The following is a 16,953-nucleotide window of genomic DNA, read 5'->3' on the forward strand; positions in this document are numbered from 1 at the left end:
ATAAGAGTCGCACATCTCAGAGGTGATCACGTGGCAGCGGCGGCGGGCAACTCCCCCCGTGCCACCCCAGGCTTCCCCTTTCTGCAATGAAGGGGCCACCTGCCCCCCCCCCCGGCTGCTGAGTCAAGGCACCTACGAAAGTCCAATGTTTGCTCGAAGCTGAGCGGCTAGGCCCTGTGCCTTTTCCATAAGCTCTGAGACAGCCGAGACGTGCGACCAAGTATTTCCCTCAAAGTGCGCTGAGAACTCAGCACCAGCCTGGGCTTGCCGGACCCCGTTCTCAAAAGAAAGTAGCTCGTTCATCAGCGTCATGTCTATCAGCCGCCAATCGCAATCGGTTGGCAGTTTTGGAGGCGAGGGTATGTTTATAGAACCTACAGCTTGGTATTGCTCATAGTTTGCTTCCATCATATCTACGAGGTCTTTGCATTCGATGGCAAAGGCTTCAAGCGCAACTGCTGCGCTGACACTTAAGTATCGGGCCTCCCGCCTTTTCTTTCTGTGTCCCTTGACGAATTCAATGAGCTCGCGAAAAGACGCTGAGATAATGCCTGTAGCGATGACGGCACCTACCACTTTATCCGAAGTCCACATCTGAAGGTCCAACTCACGCCCCTGCTTAGTGATGTCCATATTTGATATCACACGATGGGTCTCATTGCGGTAAGCCTCACGCCGTCCCGCTTTGTATGCTCTAGTCCGCACCGTCCAGCAGAGCGTCAAACACCTCTAGCAGCGCTTCGGTTATGACAGACCCCAAGGCGTTACCTGCCGCCCTGATGGTCTCCTCATTGCCACCTTGGGCTGCCAACGCTAGGCCAGCGCCTTCCTCTCCCATGATGGCTCTTGCGCGTTCAATGGCCCACTGCGCGAAGTCGCTGCGATTGGTGATTGTCGTGGTGTCTTCCATCGGCTTGCCTCCTTGCTTGTCGGGGATTGGCTTTAGATCGTGTTGCCCGGAAAGCCAAGCTGTTGCGATTTATCAGGCACAACCAACGTTGACATTTGATAATTGGCCGATATCCTCAGGCGAAACCGTGAGGAGCGAGCCATGAGGCAGTATGTCATTTACACGCGGGTGAGCACCGAAGACCAAGGCAAGAGCGGTCTAGGGCTCCAGGCGCAAGAGCGAGATATAGACATCTTTCTCGCGAACTTCTCGGAGGCACCATGGCAGATAACCGGGCGCTATCAGGATGTTCAATCAGGCGGGGACAACGATAGGCCCGAGCTCGGTAAGGCACTTGCTGTGGTCAGGAAGACCGGCGCTGAATTGCTGGTGGCCAAGCTAGACCGCCTCAGCCGTAAGGTTGCGTTCATCGCCAACCTGATGGATGACCCCAAGGTAAAGCTTCGGGTTGCCTCGATGCCCCAGGCCGATAAGTTCCAACTCCACATCTATGCCGCTCTGGCTGAGCAGGAACGCAAGTTCATTTCGGAACGCACCAAGGCAGCGCTTCGGATCGCCAAGGAGAAAGGTGTCAAGCTCGGTGGCCTACGTGATACGACCTTGAAGCGGAACGAGGCGATACAACAAAAGGCCAACGCTGAGGCCGCGAAGCTCATCACCGTCATTGGCCCAATGCGAGATAGGGGAAAGACCCTCACAGCGATAGCCGAAGCGCTGAACAATATGGGCGTAGCCACCTCACGCGGCGGGGACTGGACGGCAATGCAGGTCTCTAGAGTGCTCGCAAGGGCGGCTTAGCGCTAGGGCGGCATGAGGCCCTAATTCCCTGCGTTGTGGAAAGAGGCAGTAAAGTCCAATTCCCGCAGTAGTGGAAAGAAGCTTGGCACGTAGCTGGGCTTTTTGCATCTTCCACTATCGAGGAACGGAATAACATCCGGCAGGCATGCAGGTTTCCGCATGGCCGGTCCAACGATCATACTTCATGACGACCGCGCAGTTTCCTGATTAGACCTCGTAGCGAAAACGCCATACGAAAACCGCGAGCGATGCAAGGCCAACAATGAGAATTGAGCGTGCAGCGTCCATAGGCGATTAATAACGCGAAATACAACCTAAAGGCAATTCCCTTAGTATCGGAGAGAGAAGCGGGCAAATGCGCCGTTGGTCAATACCCTGCGTTGTGAGAGGAGTTATGTCGCTCCATTGCGGAATCGCCGTTCGCCGTCCTCGTCTCTGACCACATCGATCCTTCCCAACCTGACCGCCTGACCCAATGCCCACCCGAAGCTTCCTTTGGAGTGAGCTTGGCCGGGATCATCCAAGAATATCCACCGATTAACCGAATGCCGCCCTCAGCGATCACTTAGACGCTGGGTAGCGTAGGCATGCCAAATCCCAAGGAAACCTAGTGGACCCCTCCGAGTTCAAGAAGCTATTCGACGTTGACTCCCCCGACACCGCTGCACCTACCACTGAGCAGGCCGCACAGCCCCAAGCCACCCTCCCGCAGGTAGACCCCCAAGCTCTTCATAACCTCCTTAGCACTGTTCAGGCTGCTGCTAGTGGTAGCAGTTCGGCTCAGGGCGGGACATCTGAGCAGCCATTTGGCGCGGAGCTAGGCATGACGCAGAACCCTGATGGCTCCTTTAGCGCCCCGAATGTTGCGCCGGATGACCCGCATGCTTCCCAAGAGAACGCTACGGGCATGGCCGGGATGGTCGCGCCTGTCACGGGTGGCCTTAAGTCGGTCTTCGAGACGAAAGACTTTTTGTTCGGCGATACGCCACCAGAGCGGCAGTCAGCAGCACGCCAGTTCGTAGAGAGCCTGGACCAGCACATCAAGCAGGAAAGCCCGATCATCGGGGGTCTCTCCTCGGGCATCGGGCAGTTCACCGTGGCGATGATGGGCCTTGGCAAGCTGGGCTCTCTGGCAAAGGCTGTGCCGTTGGTGGGCGAGTCGCTGGCATCGGGCCAAGCTTTCGCGGAAGCCTACAAGTATGGCAAGGCTGGGCTTGAAGCTGGCAAAGCGGCCCTCGCTGGTGCCATCGCCTTCGATCCCCATGAAGCCCGCCTATCGAACCTCATTCAGGACACCCCACTGGCCAACTCCTTCAATGCGTGGCTAGCCGCCAAGCCGGGGGATAGCGCCGCAATGGGACGCCTCAAGAACGCCATGGAGAGCCTTGGCATGGATGCTGCCATCATCGGCACATTCACCGGGGGTCTCAAGATATGGAAGTACCTGAAGGCAGGCGATACGGCTTCGGCAAGCCGGGCTGTAAGTAGCCTTGAGGCCGAGCAGCACTCCCACATAGCGCGGGAGCAGCAAGCCAATACCGGTGCTGGACAGCAGCCGGGGACGGTTGACCCCCAAAAGTACAACCCCGCTAATCAGAACGCCGTGGCAAGTCCTAGTGTCACCGAGGGGGCAGGCTCCGAGGCAGCAAGCGCACAGAGCAACCCGGCTGGAGCTGCTATCCAAGAGCTGGCTGGGGGGTCCGAAGCCCAGCCCCAAGTCCCGACACAGCAAGAAGCCACTCCAGGTGAGGCCCGGCAGATGGCTGCCCAAGCGCAGGACCTCTCAGACACCGGCAGCACACCCACGGTGACAACCGAGCCGCCAACCGCCGCCAACCCCCCACCGTTCAAACCAGTGGTGGAATTTCAGCCCAGCGCCATGCCGAGCCTCCTGGACGAGCTGCCGTCTTCCCTTGAGAACGCCCAGCGAGATTGGGAAGCGATGGTAAAATATGGAAGCTGGGGGAAGATGGCCCAGGCTGGCCAACGACTGAGCCCCGACTTGGGAACCCTTTGGGACCGCTTCAAGAATGACAGTGATGTACTGGAGGCAATGGACCTTGCCGTCAACCACAAAGCCGAAGAGCTTCAAGCTCAAGGGTTTCGGGGAACGTTGACAGACCCCAAGCTGCAAGAGCAGATCGCGGCGTTTGCCTCGCTGACTGGAACTGATCCGGCAGGGCTTGCCGGTATCCTTCAGCAGGCTGGAGAGGCATCCACTACGCTGACAGCAAAGATGATCACGGCGGGATCACTTGCGGCAAAGGCCTTTCAGGACGCCTCCTTGCTGGCCATGCGGCGCAAGATTGGGGACTATACACAGCATGGCAGCGTAGAGGCCATGGAGCAGGAGATTGCCAAGCGGTTCTCGATTGCTACCACCTTCCTCAAGATTGCCAGCGATATACGATCCCAGGCCGGGCGCTCGCTTCGCGCTAATAGGGGCAAGCCCTTTGATCCCTCGCTGTTCGAAGGCGTGAGTAAGGATCGGCTGTTTGATTTGCTCGTCCAAGCCCAGGCAAATCCGAATGCTCTGAAGACGTTGGCAGACCCCAGACTGGGCCGCAAGATCATGGACACCGTGAACTACATGCGGGTGTCTAGCTTGGTGTCCGGCCCTAAGACCCAGCTCATCAACATGATGACCAATGGGTACATGCTCGGTGTCCGGCCCATGGAACGCATCCTTGGGTCTATCCCCGGAGCCGTAGCAGGCAGCGATGCCAGCAAGGCACTCATCAAGGAAAACCTGAAGCAATACTCCTACATGGGGTCTGCCTTCTATGATGGCTTCTCACAGGCTGTCAAAGCGTTCGCCAACAATGACGGCGTGCTGCGTCCCCACAATTCGGAGGCATTCGGCCCAGAGGCGAGATGGCAGGTTCCCGGCACACAGGCCCTCGGAGCCAACTACTTCAAGCCTTGGGATAGTATCCCCAACGTCCTCTACAATGCGTTCTCCATCCCGCTCAGCGTGGCGGGTGTAGCTCCTCGCACCCTTGGTGGCGTGGATGAGCTGGTGAAGCAGATTGTCTACCGCTCCAAGCTGGCAGCAAGTGCCAATATGGAAGGCACCGAGCAAGCCGTGAAGGCTGGGCTCACTGGCAAGTCCGCAAAGGATTTCGTCAAGAGCTACGTCTCGCAGCGCCTGGACAATGCGTTTGACGCTGAGGGCCGAGGGCTAGACCCCAATGCCCTCCGTGAAGCCAACATTGCGACATTCCAGCAAGACCTCCTGCCGGGAACATTCGGCAAGAACGTCCAGAATTTCATCTCCAATGACAAGACCCAGCTAGTCCGTCTCATCCTGCCTTTCGTGAAGACGCCGACCAACGTCATCCGGTACGGCTGGAAGATGACACCCGGCCTCAATATGTTCCAAGAAGAGTATCGCCAGATGCTCAGCGGAGCGCTCGGGCAGGAGGCGAAAGCCCAGGCGGTTGGCCAGATGACGATGGGGTCTCTCTTTATGGGAGCCGCTGCGTTCCTCGGTGCTCAGGGCATGGTTACAGGCGGCGGGTCTTCCAATCCGCAGTTCAAAGCCCAAGCTCTAGCCACCGGCTGGCAGCCGTACAGCATCGTGGTCCAGCATGATGACGGCACAAAGTCCTACATCCCGTTCAACCGGTATGATCCCATCGCGCTGCCATTCGGCATCATCGCGGATATCCAGGACGCCTATCACATCATGGGAGACGATGCTGATGGAACGCCCGAAATTGAGAACGCAAAAGGGGCGTTGCTTATATCGCTCGCCAAGCAATTCACCAGCAGGACGTACTTGCTGAGCTTGAACCAAGCGCTGGACGCTATCACGGACCCCGATGCCAACGGCGTTAGGTTTGCAGGCAGCATGGCCCAAAGCATGGTCCCATTCAGCGGAGCCACACGCCAGCTCTCTACGGACCCGTACCTCAGGGATGCCAGAACGATTGCTGACAAGATGATGCAAGTCATCCCCGGCATGTCGCAGGACCTACCACCCAAGTACAACTGGTTGGGCCAGCCCGTTCTCAATAGGCAGGGCTTGTGGTCAGACGACAACGGCTCCCTCGTGGATCAGGAGACCCTTAGGCTCGGGCTTGAGGGTGGCGGGCAGATGAACCCCCCGTCTCCATCATGGAACGGGGTGGACCTCCGCAACATCACCATGACCAACGGGGATAACGCCTACGTGGCGTACCAGCGGTTGGCCGGTAAGCCTAGCCCCAATGCCAAGTCTCTTAGGGACACCGTAGCGGATGCCATGCGGTCTGAAGCCTACAAGCGTGCACCGGATGGTGACCGAGATGTTAGAGGCACAAAGATGTGGCTGCTAGCCACTCGCATCAACAAATACCGTGATGCAGCCGGTGCCCGTATCCGTGCGGACAAGAACGTGCGGGATGCCTTGATGGCGGCTCAGCGTAAGGTGGTGGACCACTATGCCCACCTCAAGCAAGAGGCACAATCAGGCCAGAAGCAAGGCTCGGTGCAAGGCATCATTGACGGCTTTGGAGCCGGGCAGTAACTCATATTGAAAAGGAAGCACAGCCTGATGGCTAGCTTAATGCTCTACACTGCCGTGGCTGGACGGAACCCCGGCATGTTCATTCCCGCCCACGTTTGGGTGTCTCGCCTTGTGGATGGGGTCGGAGTCCTCACATGGACCAACGATAGCGCCAAGCCTAACTTTGACGATGGAACACCCGAGAAGGGGCACTATGCGGCTGTGCTCGCCGCGCTCCCCCAAGTCGCCCAGAGGTCCAGCTTGGTGATAATAGCGAAAGAGAAGTCCACTTTGTGGGACCCCTTCAAGGAGGGGGCAGAAGGGCCGAAACGCTATCACCATCGGAAGCCTAACGGCGAGCCCTATAAGGCCGAAAAGCTTATTCGCTCAATCGATGATTTAGCGGCGGCGCGGGAAATAACCATCGTCTGTCGCCCTCCCGTTTCGGAACTTGAAAGGGAAATGCTCGCGCAGGCCTCAGATGACGCGAAGGCTCGGAGGGATGCGGCAGAGGAAGCGCTGGCGAAAGCGGACGAGAAGTTCCCGAGCTGACATGAGCCGGCAAACAAGACCGGAGGGCGGGCGCGGAATGCCCGCTCTCTTCAATTTACCCCACGTCCCGGCCTTCAATGACTGGATGCGTGCTGTCAGGGCGGATGCTATTTCGCGCGGAGGAAAGGCGTGGAGCAAATCTGAGTTGACGCGGATGGGTGCAGAATACCGCCGAAAGGGTAGCATGCTTCACGTTCAGGATAGGCAACCGGGCGAAATCGCCAATCCCATCACGGGCGAATTGGTGACCGGGTGTTTGAGCATCGGGAGGCTTGCGGCATCCCTCGGCATTACGACAGATCAGCTCACGGATGAAATGGAGCGGCTGCAATTGGTCCATCGGGTTCTCGACTTTCGGGAGGTCCCAATGATCATCGATCCGGCGTTGAGGAAGCCCCGGTATTTCCAGACGCCGGAAGCCAGTCCGAAAGGCATCGAGAAGGGCCTAGTAATTCCGATTGAGACTCATCTCGGTGGCGGGCAGTTTCGGACCATGATCGTTATTACCCCGCAAGGCCAAGCGCTTCTTGGCAGGGCCGGAAGGAATGAGAAGAGGCCGGAAAAGAAGATAGACCAAAAGCGTTGCCTTATCGAAGAGCTAATGGCAGCGGGTCATAGGCAGGCCGAGATTGTGCGGATGACCTCTTTTCCAAAGCAGACGGTTTCCCGTTACGTCAAAGCCATTCGGCTGGCCTTTTAGGTTTGTCCCATTTTGAGGAAATTTACGTATAAAGAGCATAAGGTAGACCACACGGGAGGGGCATTCAGCCCAACGCTTACGGCTTTCTTCTCTAGACCACCATTGACCGTTAAGCTGTCCCGTAAAGGCAGACATGGCGGCAGCTTAAAGCGCGGACTCTATGGTCCCGACTGGCTGCCAACCTAAGGAACACGGTGCTATCAGTCCGTGAAGTGATCACCTTTAAGCTAACCATTCAGCGATCATCCGGGGGATTGTAGCGATGGTGGGTCTATAGCGCAGTAAGCCTCACCCCAACGCTCTCTTCAGAAAGCTACTGAGCCGCACGCGAAAGATACGTCACGAATGATGCGCAAGCACCGAGCATAAAGATGGCCTCCGCCTCACCAACTAACGGCCCATCATCGCCAACTATCGGATGCCTTATGCCGTTTGCATCACTGGTGTAGCCGTAGATACTGTTGAAGCCGTTCTTCAGTGCTGGGTGCATCGGGTGCTTTTTGGATATTTCTTGAAGTGCTTTGAGGAGACTTCCTTCGCCAGTTAGCGAGCGAGCTGTCGATTCCACAGAGTGGATACTCTCGCGAACACTGCCAGCAAAATCACCTGATGTTAAAAGCGAGCCCGCCTTGAGAAGATGAGACCGTGCACCGCCGAGCGATGGCTTGGTGAGGGCGTCGAGTGCTCCCATGAATGCCTCTCCCTCTTCCGGCGAGGCTACAGGAATGATGGATGTCTCAACCAAACGGTAGGCACAGCGTTCTTCTTCAAGAACGGCACGCACCGCAATTTTCAAATGGTCATCGGCACAGTTGCGGACAAACCACTCTACGGTTCCCAGCACCTTAATGTAGTCGTCTTTCTGGAAGCGCGGCCTCATCGTTTCGATGAAGTTGCTCTTTGCGGTGCCAACCGTGTCGGATAACATGGCCAGCTTCTTCACGCAGAAGTCGCGAAACGCTCCGGCCCACTTGCGGCCGAGAGAACGCTGCCAGTTGAGTTCTTTCATCTCTGTTTCGACACGCAGCAGCATGACATCCCAGAGACGTGCTCGTAGAACAGCACTAACATGCTTTAGGGCCATCGGAGTGGGTAGCGCTTCCGCTCCTTCTGCCTGTTCGAAGGAAAGTTCAGATCGCTCAAACTCGCTCAAGATGGCCTCGCAGCTTTGGCTAGTCACAGTCGGGGAGAAACATGAAGGCTACAAAGCTGAATAGATGCAACAACCCAGGCGCTTACGCAATGAACAACAATCACAGGGCGAGCGTTTCTCCCCAGCTCAAGCATCACATACGAGCTCACCGATTGATTTCCGCCAATGTGGGTCTCCGCATGTAGCGGCTCCCAGCGATGCACCATGCTTGATCCGTCTTCCAGAAAGGGCACCACGCCTCCAATGAGCTTTCGAGCACCCTGGCCCTTTCTGCCCGCTGGCTGCCATGGTCTATGTACCAACCCACTGTCAGTACTAGGATGACAATGGGCATGTAGCCGGGAGCGAGCGATATGCATCTTCCCATCTGGTAACCAGCCCTGAAGAGACCCCAACGGTTGGGCTCTTGGTATTCCCCCACATCAGCACCCACCATGCTCTCCCCGTGATTGAGTTGGTCTGCCACACCAGAGCTCCCGCCGATGGCTTAGGCACCCTCTTCGGCTAGAAGTTGTTTGTACCATCGCATGGAAACCACATTAGTAGCACCCCGGCTTATGAGGGGTCTGGTTCGTGTCACCCGTGCCCGCCGCGTCTTTAGCCCCATGATCTGCGATCTAGCTTGCGCTACCCTCTGCCCGATACCCACCTTTGCAGAGTGGATGCATTCGCTTTCGCACCACCACCATTGTGGATCACCCTCTGTTTTGTCCCTTAGGGTCACCGTGAGGACGACCGACCCGTGGCAGTATGGGACTGCCTCCAGGTGGACCCCAATGAAACCGGGGCGTTTCGGCATTGCGCTAAATATCCGGCTAAGCTCCGGCACTGCTTCAAGCCAAACCTTGCGTTCCTCCAAAAAGGAAAGCGTCATGTGAGCCACAAAGTTGCGGTGGAAATCCTTATCTTGCATTGTTCTGCTTTCCGAGTTCGTAACGTGGAAATAACTTCATGGCGTCAACGAGGGTCTTCATCGTGACGCTTCCATATTGCCGCCCTATCGATGATGGGGCATGCCCGCAAATCGCATCCAAGACCTTCTCCTGAATGCCTGCCTCAAAGCCACGGCTTTTGAAGGTGTGCCGCCACCCGTGGTTAGGGGACACATTCGGGTCTTTCACGCACTGGCGAGCAAAAGAGCCTAGTCGGGCAGTCCGTGTCGCGAGTATCTGCTTCAGGTTCGCCTCAGGGCCTAACTCGATAAAGAGATAACCCGCCGTCGCCTTTTTCACGAAAGCCGTAAAGCCTAGCTCGACAAGATGGACGTGTAGCGGAACCTCACGCAGCTCCTTGTTCTTCACGGGCCCAGCTTCGGGGGTAATCTTTATGATCCAAGTGCCGCTTTCGAAACGGATATCCTCCTTGCGGAGTTGGATGGCCTCCCCCACGCGGCAACCGGTATAGGCACAAAGCCATGGCACCCACCGGCACATCACCTCGTTGCTCGAAGGTGACGCAATGTTATCCAGAGCGCTGGCAGCAGAAAGGATGGCTCCAGCCTCAACCGGCGTGAAGTCTCGGGCTCGGACCTTCACCCTCTTCGGCACTACGAGTGTGACCCCAGATGCGGGATTAGAGGTCAGCTTGAAGTTGGCGACCGCCCATTTGAAGATGCTTTTGTATACGCTGAGATGGGTATGTTTCAGGCTCCGCGCCGACATGAGCTTGCCCGTTCGAGGCCTGGGCACCGAAAGGCGATCTTCTTTGAACCGCACGATATCCTCCGTGGTAACCATGCGTGCGTCATCATGCCCGAGAAACCGAGCTAGTTGCTTAAAGATGCCTTTGAACTGGAGGTAGGTTGCCTCAGAGCGTCCCGCCTGTTTGGCCTCCATCCACCATGCGTCTACGAGTCCCGTCAGTGATACCGTGCCGTGGATTGGTGAAGGCTTGACCGCTTGCGCTTGATCGATCTTAGGCGGCTCCCAGGCGGGATATTTCGCTAAAGTGTCGTCCGGCGTGTAGTCGCCCATTGCGTACCGAGCGCGTGTCTTTAGCGCAGCGCTTAGAGCCCGGCATAGAGCTAGCACAAGGCGCTCACGCACTGAGGTAGGCACATAGGGAATACCCTTGTGGGACAGCATGATGGACGCCACCGGCCCAAATAGCTCCAGCCGCTCGGCACCCTTCTCGGGGGTCACGTATGTCTCTACGGCAAGGGCCGCGCCGAGGAGCTGGACGGCTTCAGCATCGAAATCAACAGGGGGAACGGTCGGAAGACCCAACCCTTCCACCATGTAGATTGCATTGGGCATCTCGTCCGGCTCACTAGCCCAGGCGCGATATAGCTCTCCGGCCAGCGCCAAGGTTTGCTTATGGCTCAATTCTACGGGGCGACCCAGGCGCACCACCGCAAAGTATTTATCAAGGTAAGTCTCCGCAGTTGCCTTTCTACGGCGGGCCTCTCCTCGGTCACGGGTTCGTAGCGAAAAGCGGATTGCCTCGGTGCGCTCCGTGATTTCCGCCTTCACGGTCGTATCTGGGGTGATTGGAATGGCGACCGTTCGGCCAACCATCCGGGTCTTAATGTCGGATGGGATACGGAGACAGAATTGAGGGACCTTGGAGTTTTCCCTCATATGCAGGGGGACCCGACGCGGCGGCATCAGTATGGCATCCTTCCGGTCGCTACCGCCCAGAGCCCCAGAGCTACCGAAGCAGCATCTTCAAACGACACATACTCGGCTGCCTCCGGCCTAATCATGCCCGCCTCCCGTGGCTTTCTTAAAGGCGGGTAGCTTCACGGCCTCCACACAGAGCCTTGCCTGCTCCAGCAACGGCCCCGCCGAATAGACCCCAAATGTCATCCCCGTACGCTTATGCCCGACGACAACCGCAATGGTGCTCTCGGGTTGACCCGCCTGTTCCGCTTTGGTGATGAACCAGCGCCGGAAGCTATGAAAATTGACCAAGCCGCGCCGCTTGCCTTCCAGTTGGTCATCAACGTGAACGCTACGCCGGTACTCCGTGAATTGATTTGAGGTCTTGAAGGACCGCTCCCGCAAAGATCCCGCTTTCTTCACGCCCGGCCACTCCGGAAAGATATCATCGTCGGGGGTCTTATCCTTGGTTCGGCGCGTTACGATCTCTTTAAGGTCCGAATGGATAGGACAGAGGCGAGGGCCGGGCTCCTTCTTCTGAGGCTTAAACACAAAGACCCCGTCATCTCGGCAATCCTTCACCCTGAGGCACACAATGGCGTCCAGGCGGGCACCAGTTAGGGCCGCGATCCGCATGAGGTCGTGCATCTCGGGCACGGCTTCGCCACCTAACAATGCCTTCATCTCGTCTTCGGTGAATGGGCGTTCTTTCTGGTCAGAGGTCTGCGCCGGCTCTTTCAGCCGCCTACCTTTCCAGATATTGGCATCAACCTCATGCCGGTTCTCTAGCCACGTCCAGTAGACCGATAGCCTGCTAATGGTCTTGTTTAACGTGACCGGCGTAAGCTTCTCCGTCATCGTGGGCAACTCGTCGCAGAACCGCACGGCCTCGCGCTTCGTTAAGGTCTGCAAGTACGGCGGAACCCCTGCTTTCTGACACCATTTCTTGAGGAGCTTCATTGACCGTATGTCGTCGGCAAGCGTGCGTGGCTTGACTTGCGACATTGCGAGAAACTTTTGGTGGTGCTGATCGATGGGTGTCCTCTCGCCCCGCGCCGTCTGGAAGAAGTTCGCTGCAAGCTCTAGCCGCGTGGGATCATAAATCTCGTTGCCATCCTCATCGGTCGCAACAGGCCGTCCCGCCAGCTCTTCCGCACGCCACCCAATCGCAGTGTCAATCTCTTCGCGCTGCTCCACGTCGAAGGCAATCTTCCGCTGCTCGGCAAGCAAGGTGGCCTCCCGCATGGCCCGCTCACGGGTACGGGTGAGGGCGGCATCTTTGGACAGGAGGGGGTCATCAGCCTGCTCAATCATCGCCTTCAGGTCAGCCACCGCGTCCCACTTCAGCCGGTTTGCTTCGCGCAGGCTATCAGTACCCAGCCCCCTCTTTAACTTGGTGCCTAGCTTCCGGTGCAGTCTTCGGGGTACATTGACGATGACGCGCCACTGGTTGCCATGAAGCTCTAAATATTTGCGATCTGCTGAGGATGACGGGGGCAAAATGACCTCTGAGTACCCATTAAAGTACCCAAGGCTAGTCCCGTTAGCGATTGAAAAGCAATAAGAATTTGATCTGTATGGATAGTTTTGTTTGCCGGGTTGTCCCCCGCTTAGCTCCACCAACCTTCGCTTAAAAGGCACTTACTTGGCGGACCAGTTCGGTCTAGTTGATGTTGACTTGTCGCCAACATGGTCGAATTCGGTAACCCTTCGTTCAACCATTTATTGTAAATTGACACGGTGATTACCACATGGTAACGGCGGCGCCTAGCGCCAGGTCGTGGAACGAATCGACGCAGCAATAGTTGCGTCTTGAGTCAAGCGTTTCTTGTAGTACACTCAACTGAATTCGATTCGGGGGGAAGTCATGATAATGAATCTTATCCTCGCCGTGGCGTCGGGCGCCATCGGTCTATCCCTGATTCGCTTCGCAATCAAACTCGCGAAGTTTGATAGGATTGAATATCAGAAGTCTCGAGCTCGATATCCATCCTTGATGGCGGCGATTTCCGGCAAGGCCACTGTTCGATACAACGGAACTCCGGATGGTCGCGTTCGGGCCGGTATCGTTTATAATACCAAAAAAAAGCGCATCGAGCCCAATGGCAAGCTTCGTAACGATGTGGTCGATCAGGTGTTGTAACGAAAAATGTTCTATAAAGGCTGGGTGCCGACGGTAAATGGCCCGGCTTTCGTACAAGCTTATCGGCGAGACGCGGTATCCCAGTAACCCGGAATATGTGAACTCATCTGATGGGTCTCATTTGTACGTGGCCGCAGCGCAATCTCGTCAGCTAAGTGATGTTTTGTTTGAGCCTTTTATCGGAAGGCTATTCGGATATAGCGGTCGTTTCGAATTTGTTTTTTGCGCCAGATCCCGGCGCACCCTGCCTTCTCCCGACTCTAAGCTCATCGGCAAGGTCTTCGTCTTTCATCAGGAAACGTTCTCCAAAAGCGGCGCTCGTGAGAGCTTCCGGAGTTCTGTACAGTCGATGCGGACCTTGGATCCGGGTGCGATGAACGTGGGGCTCAAACAACAGTATCTTGAGCTAAGTCAATCGATGCTAGCACGATGCGACTTCCACATGGATGTCGTCTTGAATCGCGATGGCGTCATAACGCTTTCGAAATTAAAATGGTCTGACTCCGAACTGCGGAGAAATACCGAGGAATATACCGACACCATAGAATTTGATTTGGAACATGGCATAGCTGACCAAATCTATTTTTTTGTTCGCGACTTGACGCACCAGCACCAACACCACGGAAATGATGCCGATACGATAATCACTACGCAGCGTCAGGCCAAATCAGATGATTTGCGTTGGTGCCTTGAGATCATGTACAGCCTTTATTTTCACATCATCACCGTGAAGAGAAAGGAAAACCCGTCAGAACATGTCAGGGCTCTAGGTGTCTTGGCCTATCTTCAATCTTACAAGACCATAATCCAGCGCCGCATTGATTCCGTTGGATACCCTTTGGTGCTACCTGAGTTTGACGACGCCTCATCAAAAGAATCTATCAAAGCGACAAAAGACTACATCGACTTCAAGCTAAATGAACAAAAGCGTAACAGCGAAATCCAGCGATCGTTTCTTCTCTGGGTAGTTGCCATTGCGATAACAGTGATGAATTTCACCATCAGCTTCGCGGATAAAAGTTTGCCTACGAATCCGTTTATACTTTCGATGGCAAACTTCTTGAAGACGAACGCCTTTGTAATCCCAGCGCTGGCCATCATTGCGCTGATCTACTACGCAAGCAACCTGATCGTGAAACCGCGTTACGACTTTAAACGTGATGTCGTGCGATTATCGATAGCTGGTCGAGGCGTTGCCATACCAATCCTCTCTTTACTGGGCGCCGCATTGCTTTTCACTGCCGGTATTTTTGTTCGTAATCTTCTGTTCGGCTGAATGCTATTCGCTAATCCGCTGGTGACATGCAAGTGTTAGCATCGTCCTGCCCTCCGCCCACTCCTTTCCCTCACCCACCAACCAAAATCGCCACATTGCAGCGCACAAATATCTGCTAGGAAAAAACGAATCGTTTTCTGCCGGCGCTCTCAAGAGCCCCGGCTCGACACGCCCGAGGATGTATCTTGTTCGTTTTTTCCAAACTTGTCTGGATTTTTGGTCAGCCGCTGTCTTTGGCTTTTTTCTTCGGCGTATTGGCCCTGATCGGCAGCCTGGTTGGCCGGCGCGTTGTCGTGGTCATCTCGACGCTGTTGTCGACCCTGATCCTGTTCGTCGCGCTTTACACGACCGCTGGCGCCTATATCGTCCAGGGGCTGGAAGAACGCTTTCCGCGTCCGACCTCCGATCCCGCGGATCTCAAATGCATGATCGTTCTCGGCGGCGCTACGCAGAATGAGGTGACGACGGCGCGGGGTGGGTATGAGCTCGATTCGGCTGGCGATCGTCTTGTCGAGACGTTGCGGCTGGCGCAGAAGTTTCCGCAGGCGCGCGTCGTCGTTTCCGGTGGCGACGGATCGATCAGCGGCAAGTATGAGGGGGATGCCGTCATTTCCGAGCGCTTCTTTGTTGCGCTCGGCCTTCCGAAGGACCGCCTGGTCGAGGATGCGACGTCGCGCACCACCTATGAAAATGCCGTCAACACGAAGGAGCTGCTGGCGCAGAACGGGTTGTCCGGCTGCCTGCTGATCACCTCCGGCTTCCATATGCCACGTTCGATGGGCCTTTTCCGCAAGCAGGGCATCGATGTCGTTCCCTGGCCGGTCGATTATCGCAGCACGGGTAAGGAAACGCTTGAGCTCGATTTCACCCAGCCGTCATTGAACGCGCAATTGCTGGCGACCGGCATCCGCGAATGGATCGGCCTCGTCGGCTATTACGCCGCCGGCCGCACCTCGGCGCTTTATCCCGGCCCCTAACCAGGTGGCCCGGCCCCTAACTAGGTGGCCCGGCCCGTAACCACGCGGCACTGGCCCTGAGATGCTCGGCTGACAGCTACTTTTTTGCGACGGTGACGAATTTGACGCCGCGAACGCGGACGGTGATTTCACAAGGATCGCCCTCGGTGCGGTCGCAGAAGCGCGGGTGCATCTTCATGACCAGCACCATGTTGCCGAAGCGCTGGATGAAATCGTAGCCGTAGATCCGTGCCGTGGCGACGAGAATATAGCCGCCTTCGGCGACATGGATATAGAAGTTGTAGGGGCAGCCCTCGTCGGTGCAGTCGGGCCCCTTTTCCCCTTTGCAGGTGATCTCGCCCTCGTTGACGACAAGGTCGGTCAGCGAGTCGTTGTTGATATCCCGCTCCGTGGCGAAGCCGTCACCGAAGCTTGCCTGTCCCTCGCAGCGCTTGGTGAAATGTTCCTTCTCGAAGGCCACCGGATCTTGCACCAGCGATTGCTGCGCTTGCGCCACGACGGGCATGATCACGAGCGCGATGAGATTCAGGATCACGATCAGCAGGGATTTCACCGGGATTTCCTCTTGAATGCGCAGGGCCGGCCGCAGGGGGTGCCGTGGCCGCTCGGATATCTTTACGCCTGCCTGCTTGCGTGGCCCTTGCCGCCGTGATTCACTTTGCCGAAAATCGCGCCGGCACTCTCCTGGAGCCTTAAATGTCGCTTCTTTCGTTTCTCGACTATGCCGGCGTCGCCCTCTTTGCCGCGACCGGCGCGCTCGCTGCCTCGCGCAAGCAGCTCGATCCGATCGGTTTCCTGTTTTTTGCGGCGGTCACCGGTATCGGCGGCGGCACCCTCAGGGATATCGTCCTCGGCCGGGTGCCGGTCTTCTGGGTGTCGAACCCGACCTATATCATCATTTGCGCCATCGTCGGCGTGCTGGTCTTCTTCACGGCACATCTGTTCGAATCGCGCTATCGGCTGCTGATCTGGCTCGATGCGGTCGGCCTGTCCGCCTATTGCGTCATGGGCGCGGCCAAGGGCATGGCGGCGACCGGCTCGCCGACGGTTGCCATCGTCACCGGCGCGCTGACGGCGACCTTCGGAGGCATCCTGCGCGATCTCTTGGCAAATGAGCCCTCGGTGCTGCTGCGGCCGGAAATCTACGTGACCGCGGCGCTGGTGGGGGCAGGCGCCTTCACCGCTGCCAATGCCACCACGATGCCGCTCTATGCCTCGGCGGCACTCGGCATCGCCGCAGCCTTCGCGGTGCGCGGTGGTGCGCTCTGGTTTGGCTGGACCTTCCCGACCTACCATCATAAGCCCGGCCGGCATCCCGACGATGTGATGTAATCGGAGGCAGCAGGAATTAGGCG

General features: G+C 56.9%; 14 protein-coding genes. 8 read left to right on the plus strand and 6 right to left on the minus strand.

Translation table 11 applies throughout. The features are described from left to right. Positions 1-132 precede the first annotated feature (132 nt). Both N2601_RS17830 and N2601_RS17835 read right to left on the minus strand, forming a co-directional pair. On the minus strand, positions 133-633 hold the full coding sequence (locus N2601_RS17830; protein WP_260303252.1) for a hypothetical protein: 501 nt from the start codon (positions 631-633) through the stop codon (positions 133-135). Positions 634-694: 61 nt separating this feature from the next. Next, entirely contained in the window at positions 695-910 is a 216-nt protein-coding gene (locus N2601_RS17835; protein ID WP_260303253.1) for a hypothetical protein, read from the minus strand. A gap of 141 nt (positions 911-1,051) precedes the next feature. Here N2601_RS17835 and N2601_RS17840 point away from each other — a divergent pair, with 141 nt between their 5' ends. The 4 genes from N2601_RS17840 (at position 1,052) to N2601_RS17855 (ending at position 7,449) form a co-directional block, all read left to right on the plus strand. Continuing rightward, positions 1,052-1,708, plus strand: coding sequence for a recombinase family protein (locus N2601_RS17840; protein WP_260303254.1), 657 nt, complete (start codon positions 1,052-1,054; stop codon positions 1,706-1,708). Positions 1,709-2,531: 823 nt separating this feature from the next. Continuing rightward, complete coding sequence (locus tag N2601_RS17845) at positions 2,532-6,218, plus strand: hypothetical protein (RefSeq protein ID WP_260303255.1); 3,687 nt, start codon at positions 2,532-2,534, stop codon at positions 6,216-6,218. 27 nt (positions 6,219-6,245) lie between these two features. Then, positions 6,246-6,749, plus strand: coding sequence for a hypothetical protein (locus tag N2601_RS17850; RefSeq protein ID WP_260303256.1), 504 nt, complete (start codon positions 6,246-6,248; stop codon positions 6,747-6,749). A gap of 37 nt (positions 6,750-6,786) precedes the next feature. Continuing rightward, a complete protein-coding gene (locus N2601_RS17855) occupies positions 6,787-7,449 on the plus strand; it encodes a hypothetical protein (protein ID WP_260303257.1) in 663 nt (220 codons plus the stop codon). Between the two features lie 313 nt (positions 7,450-7,762). Here N2601_RS17855 and N2601_RS17860 read toward each other — a convergent pair whose 3' ends face one another. The 3 genes from N2601_RS17860 to N2601_RS17870 all read right to left on the minus strand — a co-directional run bounded on the left by N2601_RS17860 (position 7,763) and on the right by N2601_RS17870 (position 12,534). Then, positions 7,763-8,602: a hypothetical protein gene (locus N2601_RS17860; protein WP_260303258.1), complete on the minus strand. Its 840-nt coding sequence runs from the start codon at positions 8,600-8,602 to the stop codon at positions 7,763-7,765. Between the two features lie 902 nt (positions 8,603-9,504). Next, positions 9,505-11,073, minus strand: a complete 1,569-nt coding sequence (locus tag N2601_RS17865) for a tyrosine-type recombinase/integrase (RefSeq protein WP_260303259.1) — start codon at positions 11,071-11,073, stop codon at positions 9,505-9,507. Positions 11,074-11,298: 225 nt separating this feature from the next. After that, the gene (locus tag N2601_RS17870; protein WP_260303260.1) at positions 11,299-12,534 is read right to left on the minus strand and encodes a tyrosine-type recombinase/integrase; all 1,236 of its coding nucleotides are present in this window, start codon (positions 12,532-12,534) and stop codon (positions 11,299-11,301) included. 541 nt (positions 12,535-13,075) lie between these two features. Between N2601_RS17870 and N2601_RS17875 the strand changes: the two genes are divergently transcribed. From N2601_RS17875 to N2601_RS17885, 3 genes are all read left to right on the plus strand, one after another. Continuing rightward, positions 13,076-13,345 (plus strand): hypothetical protein, encoded by a 270-nt coding sequence (locus N2601_RS17875; RefSeq protein ID WP_104821504.1) that lies wholly within the window; start codon positions 13,076-13,078, stop codon positions 13,343-13,345. Between the two features lie 37 nt (positions 13,346-13,382). Further along, positions 13,383-14,621: a hypothetical protein gene (locus N2601_RS17880; protein ID WP_104821505.1), complete on the plus strand. Its 1,239-nt coding sequence runs from the start codon at positions 13,383-13,385 to the stop codon at positions 14,619-14,621. A gap of 185 nt (positions 14,622-14,806) precedes the next feature. Beyond that, a complete protein-coding gene (locus tag N2601_RS17885) occupies positions 14,807-15,598 on the plus strand; it encodes a YdcF family protein (RefSeq protein ID WP_104821506.1) in 792 nt (263 codons plus the stop codon). A gap of 76 nt (positions 15,599-15,674) precedes the next feature. Here N2601_RS17885 and N2601_RS17890 read toward each other — a convergent pair whose 3' ends face one another. Next, positions 15,675-16,151 carry a hypothetical protein gene (locus tag N2601_RS17890; protein WP_104821507.1) on the minus strand — a complete coding sequence of 159 codons (477 nt, stop codon included), beginning with the start codon at positions 16,149-16,151 and terminating at the stop codon, positions 15,675-15,677. A 143-nt stretch (positions 16,152-16,294) separates the two neighbouring features. Between N2601_RS17890 and N2601_RS17895 the strand changes: the two genes are divergently transcribed. After that, complete coding sequence (locus N2601_RS17895) at positions 16,295-16,930, plus strand: trimeric intracellular cation channel family protein (protein ID WP_104821508.1); 636 nt, start codon at positions 16,295-16,297, stop codon at positions 16,928-16,930. The last annotated feature ends 23 nt before the right edge of the window (positions 16,931-16,953 follow it).

It is taken from the genome of Rhizobium sp. CB3060 (genome assembly GCF_025200735.1).
Classification (GTDB): domain Bacteria; phylum Pseudomonadota; class Alphaproteobacteria; order Rhizobiales; family Rhizobiaceae; genus Rhizobium.